Origin of the sequence: Pseudoroseomonas ludipueritiae, assembly GCF_014490445.1 — a bacterium.
GTDB lineage: Bacteria > Pseudomonadota > Alphaproteobacteria > Acetobacterales > Acetobacteraceae > Pseudoroseomonas > Pseudoroseomonas ludipueritiae.
Genome location: NZ_JACTUZ010000221.1, coordinates 1 through 5,426, shown reverse-complemented (window position 1 = coordinate 5,426; position 5,426 = coordinate 1). Strand labels below are relative to the sequence as shown.

The following is a 5,426-nucleotide window of genomic DNA, read 5'->3' as shown; positions in this document are numbered from 1 at the left end:
CGCCGGCATGGAGGCCGGGGTCGGCGCCGAGATGCCGCCGCCGGTGCCGCCCTGGGAGGGCAGGCGCAGGTAGTTGCCCGGCAGGCTGCCGGCATTGGCGCTGGCCACCGGGTGGAAGCCGCTGGGGCGCGGCGCCTCGGCCACCTGGACAGGCTCGCTGGCCGGGCGGGCGGCGGGGCCGGCAGCTCGGGCGCCGCTTTCCTGGCGCATCACCTCGTGGATCCACCGCTCCGGCACATCGAAGCGCTTGGAGGCTTCCTTGATATACGGGCCCCAGACGATGAAACTCTACCCGAGACCCTTCAAAACTGCCTCGGTGAAGACGTGTGCTGTGAAGTCGGCATTCCTATCAGGGACGGAGGCACCGCCAGCTTGACCAACCTTGATGGGCATCGATCCGCGGTCGGCGCCTTGGTGTTCCGAACGAGGGGTGAAGCAATCACCGCCAACAAAAGCGCACGGGTGACAGGCTGTCTGCGCGCTACGGTCACGGACCGTTCCTTTCGCCGCCTCCTCCCTGAACAGGCGACCGCTCAGGCGCAAGCTTTCCGGAACGGCGTTACGATATGAGGGGCCAAGAGCTGCGGCAACCAAGGTGGGGTATTTGGACGGTCCCTTTGACCTTGTGGATCATCGGCACGCCATGACAGCGGCCATGTTCCTCGCCATGCCGCTGCCCATGAAGGAAGAGCCGGTCAGACCGCGAGGCCAAACCGGATGCTCCCAGCACCTTAAGGCTGGCCAGGATTATGAAGGAGCGCGCCGCCCAGAGAACGCGTCAGGTCCGCTGCGACATTCAGCAAAGTCTTGGTCGCCTTCTCCGCGGCATCCCGGTTGAAGCGGGTGACCGGCCCGGTGAGACTGAGCGCCCCAGCGAAATTCTCGCCCGGCCCGAAGACCGGGACGGACATGCTGGCGATGTGTGGATCGGTTGCTCCGCTCGAATAGATCGGCAGCGGGGTCTTGGCAGCCTTGGGCGATGAAGGGTTCTCGAAGATCCGCAGAACCTGGGCCGTGGCCGAGTCGTCCATCGGCCGCATGTCACCCTGCCGGACATGCAGGCGCAGAGGATGCGGAGAGTCGACGCGGAACAGGCAAAGCCGCTGCTGTCCGCTTCGGACATAGAAAGAGGCGCTCTCACTCGTCGCCGCCACCAGCTTCTCGAGCGCTGGCATGACATGCGCCTCCACGCGGAAGGACTGCTGGTAAACGGAGCCAAGCCGGAACGGCTCCGCGCCCAGGCGATAGGAGCCTTCGGGCAGGCGGATCAGGTAGCCGTGCTCCTCCAGGGTAACGGCCAGACGCATGATGGTCGGCTTCACAAGGCCGGTCCGTGCCGCCAGTTCGGCCAGCGTCACGGCGTCATCGCCCTTGCGGAAGGCAGAGAGCAGGGTCAGGGCGCGCCCTGCCGAGGCGACGCCCTCCATGGATGTCTTCGGGCGGGTCGAAGTGGTCATGGCAGCACCGTTACGGCCCGGACGGACTGACAGCAAGTCGGTTGGCTGCTCGACCGTCATCCAGCATGCGAGTAGAGCGGCTGCCCTGGCACGGGCAGTGTCGCCTGCAGGATCGTCCCTGTCTCGGATTCCGTGATAAAGAGGGTGCGCCCTTCCCCGCCGCCGAAAGCCAGGTTGGTGGTGGACCACCCGGCGCAGGATGCGATGCGCGCCAGCGGCTCCGCCCGGGGGGAAAGGCGCCAGACCGTGCCGAAGCCCGCATGGGCGACCAGCAGCCCTCCCTCGGCATCCAGCGCCAGGCCATCGGGTCCGCTCGGCCCGCCATGCAGGTGGCAGAAGATGCTGGCCTTGGTGACGCTGCCGTCAGCATGGAGCGGCAGGCGCCAGATCTGATTGGCGCGGGTCACCGCCACCAGCAGGAAGGATGCATCAGGGGCCACCACAATGCCGTTGGGGCTCGGCACCGTATTGATCAGGCAATCCAGGCGTCCATCGGTATCCAGGCGGTAGACCCGGCCTGTTGGGTCCTGCAGCCCCGTTTGCCCCTGATCCGTGAAGTACAGCTCCCCCCGCGGGCCGAACACCAGATCGTTGACACCCTTGAAGCTCTCGGACCGCGCCGTGTCGAGGAACGGGGTGACGGCACCGCTCTCCGGGTCCAGCAGCATGATCCCGCGCTTGTAGTCGGTGATGAAGATCCGTCCGTCGCGATGGATCTTCAGCCCGTTCGGCCAGCCGTCATATTCCGCCACCTGTTCCCATTCGCCCCCCGGCGAGATGCGGAACACGCGACCGAAAGGAATGTCCGTGACGTAGAGCCTGCCCTGCCGGTCAAAGGACGGGCCCTCGAGGAAGCTGTCCACTGGCTTGCCGGCCCGGTTGGCGTCGCTCCAGGCAGAGCGCCGCAGCTGGCGGAAGCGCTCTGGCAGGCGGGTGAAGACCGTGGTCTCGAGGCGGGGCGGCGGGGCGAAGAAGCTCATCGCGGAACCCTTACTGCTTCTCGATTCCGCCCGTGGCGGCAACATCGCGCCAGCGGGTGGTCTCCTCCTGAATCAGGCGAGTGAAATCGGCAGGGGCGATGCCACCGGGCTCGGACCCCAGCTCGGCAATGAACGCCTTCATATCAGGTGCGGCGAGCGCGCGCGCGGCTTCCTGGTGCAGGCGCTGGACAATGGCATCCGGCGTGCCCCTGGGCGCCGCCAGTCCGGACCAGTTGACCACGCCATAGTCCGGCAGCCCCGCCTCGGCGAAGGTAGGCACCTCCGGCAGGGCGTCCACGCGGCGCGCGCCGCTGATGGCCAGCGGGCGGAGCTGCCCGCCGCGGATGTTGCCGAGCGCTGAGCCGGGCGACAGCAGCACGATGTCCACGTTGCCCGAGAGGACGCCGATCACCGCCTCTCCTGAGCCGCGATAGGGGACATGGTAGAGCTTCACGCCGGCAGCGCGCTCGAAGGCCAGTGTCGCAAAATGCGGCGCGCTGCCCGCGCCACCCGTGCCGTAGGTCAGTTTCTCCGGCTCCTTCTTCGCGGCGGCGATGAGGGAGGCGAGATCCTTGAACGGCGATTTCTCACCCACCGCGAGCAGCACGGGGGAAAAGGCGGTCACGGTCACCGGGCGGAAAGCGGTCTCGTAGTCGAAGGGCAGGCTGCTGAAGAGGTAGGGCAGCATCGCATAGGTGTTGTCCATGGCCAGCAGCGTGTAGCCATCCGGCGCCGAGCGTGCCGCCTCGGCCGCACCGATCGTGCCGGTGGCGCCCGACTTGTTCTCGACCACGAAGCTTTGCCCCATCTGCTCCGACAGCTTCTGAGACAGGCGCCGCGCCAGCGTGTCCACCGCGCCGCCCGGCGCCCAGGGCACGATCACCCGCACGGGACGCGCGGGGTACTTCTCCTGCGACAGGGCCGGGCGCGCCAGCGGCAGCGCCATCGTGGCCAGTCCAGCCCCCATCAGGATGCGACGGGACACGGAGAGAGAGCGGCTGTTTGTCACTTGCGTTTCCTCTGCTGAACCGGTTATTTCGGAACGGCGTTACGTTTTCTGGGGTGCCTTGTGGCATCCGGCGCACCGCCTTGTCAATCAAACCGGCGCATCAACAGCGCCCACTCTCGGGAGGAGGACGGCCTTGGCCACTGGATTCCGCATTCTCCGGCGCACCCGCCAGGTCGAGCCCGCGCTGGCCGAACGCTTCCGCTCCTTGCCTGTCGCGAACGTGAGCGACGTGATGTCGCGCATGACGGCGGGCGGCCCCCGGCTTCGTCCGATGCATGCCCCGGGTGCGGTGCTGAGCGGCCCGGCCCTGACGGTGAAGACGCGCCCTGGCGACAACCTGATGATCCACAAGGCCATTGCGCTGGCGGAGCCCGGCGACGTCATTGTGGTCGATGCGGGCGGCGATCTCACGAACGCGCTGATCGGCGAGCTCATGCTGGCACAGATGGCCAAGCGCCGCCTGGGCGGCATCGTGCTGAATGGCGCGATCCGCGACAGCGCCGCCATCCGCGCGCAGGACTTCCCGGTCTTCGCCGCCGGAGTGACCCATCGCGGCCCCTATAAGGACGGCCCGGGCGAGATCAACGTGCCCGTAGCCATCGACGGCATGGTGATCGCGCCGGGCGACCTGGTGCTCGGCGACGATGACGGCCTGCTCTGCGTGCCGTTCGAGGAAGCGGAGGCGATCCATGCCGCGGCGGCCGCGAAGCACGCGGCCGAGGAGAAGCAGGCGGCGAACATCGCAGCCGGAACGCACGACGCCTCCTGGGTCGATGCCTCCCTGCGCCGCCTGGGCTGCGAAGGGCTCGGCTAGGCCCTGGCGCCCGCTTCCGGGGAGTGGAGCCACTCCCCGCCCCACCCCGCATCGCGCTCACCCGGAAGACCAGACCCCATGCCTGCCGCCACACGCCCCAACGTCCTTGTCTCGGCCGCCAAGCTGGCCCCCGAAGCCGTCACGATGCTGGAGGAAGCCGGTTACGCGGTGCATTGCACCACCGGCTACCCGGGCGAGGAGGAACTCCTCGCCGCCATCGGCAAGCTGCGCCCCGTCGCCATCCTGCACCGCCAGGGCTTCATCAACGGCACCGTCATGGATGCCGCCGCGCCCGAACTGCGGGTGGTGGCACGGCACGGCGCGGGCATCGACGGCATCGACATCCCGGCCGCCAGGGCGCGCGGCCTGACCGTGACGCGCGCGGCGGGCGCGAATTCGCGCTCCGTCGCCGAGCACGCCATGGCGCTGATGCTGTTCATGCTGAAGGACATGCCCTCGGTGGTCAGCGGCATGCGCGAAGGCCTGTGGGAGAAGACGTCCCGCATGACGCGCGACATCGACGGGATGACGCTGGGCATCGTTGGCTACGGCGCCATCGGCTCCAAGGTGGCGCGCTACGCCGACGCCTTCGGCATGCGCGTCCTGGCCTATGACCCCTACCTGCCCGGCGATGCCCTGCCGGGGCCGGGCGAGCGCGTCGCGGCGTTGCCTGACCTGCTGCGCCAAGCTGAGGTGCTGTCGCTGCACTGCCCGCTAGAGCCGGAAACGCGCGGCCTGATCGGCGCGACGGAACTGGCCATGCTGCCGAAGGGCGCGATCCTGGTGCACACGGCGCGCGGCGGCATCGTGGACCAGGAGGCGCTGCTGGCGGCGCTGGATGCCGGGCAGATAAGCTGGGCGGGCGTGGATGTTTTCGCCAAAGAGCCGCTGGAAGCCGACAGCCCCTTCCGCAGCCACCCGCGCGTGGTGCCGACGCCGCACCTGGCCGCCAACACGCCGCGTGGCGCGGTCGGCATGGCCTGCGGCGCAGCGGACAGCATCATCGCCGTGCTGGCGGGCCGGCTGCCCGCGCTGGAAGGTGCCGTCGTGGTGCCCGGCGGCCTGCCCGCGCATCTCATCCCGGCCTGACACGGCAGCGGCGAGCAGGCCAAGGGCCACGCGCCGGATCAACACGGCTTCAACGCAAGGAGGAACCAAGAATGACC

6 protein-coding genes are annotated in these 5,426 nt (G+C 68.6%); 2 read left to right on the top strand and 4 right to left on the bottom strand.

The window, feature by feature from the left end:
• From IBL25_RS24150 to IBL25_RS24130, 4 genes are all read right to left on the bottom strand, one after another.
• Nucleotides 1-210, bottom strand: a 210-nt coding sequence (locus IBL25_RS24150) for a hypothetical protein (protein ID WP_202986878.1), incomplete at its 3' end; no start/stop codon positions are given.
• Nucleotides 211-731: 521 nt separating this feature from the next.
• Nucleotides 732-1,517 carry an IclR family transcriptional regulator gene (locus IBL25_RS24140; protein ID WP_238940635.1) on the bottom strand — a complete coding sequence of 262 codons (786 nt, stop codon included), beginning with the start codon at nt 1,515-1,517 and terminating at the stop codon, nt 732-734.
• Entirely contained in the window at nt 1,514-2,437 is a 924-nt protein-coding gene (locus IBL25_RS24135) for an SMP-30/gluconolactonase/LRE family protein (RefSeq protein WP_187781015.1), read from the bottom strand. The genes IBL25_RS24140 and IBL25_RS24135 overlap by 4 nt, the downstream gene beginning before the upstream one ends.
• A 10-nt stretch (nt 2,438-2,447) precedes the next feature.
• Entirely contained in the window at nt 2,448-3,446 is a 999-nt protein-coding gene (locus IBL25_RS24130) for a Bug family tripartite tricarboxylate transporter substrate binding protein (RefSeq protein ID WP_367615680.1), read from the bottom strand.
• Nucleotides 3,447-3,579: 133 nt separating this feature from the next.
• On the opposite strand from IBL25_RS24130, the gene IBL25_RS24125 reads away from it, so the two are divergent.
• Both IBL25_RS24125 and IBL25_RS24120 read left to right on the top strand, forming a co-directional pair.
• Entirely contained in the window at nt 3,580-4,260 is a 681-nt protein-coding gene (locus tag IBL25_RS24125) for an RraA family protein (RefSeq protein WP_238940634.1), read from the top strand.
• Nucleotides 4,261-4,338: 78 nt separating this feature from the next.
• Nucleotides 4,339-5,349 (top strand): hydroxyacid dehydrogenase, encoded by a 1,011-nt coding sequence (locus tag IBL25_RS24120; protein ID WP_187781013.1) that lies wholly within the window; start codon nt 4,339-4,341, stop codon nt 5,347-5,349.
• Nucleotides 5,350-5,426 lie beyond the last annotated feature (77 nt).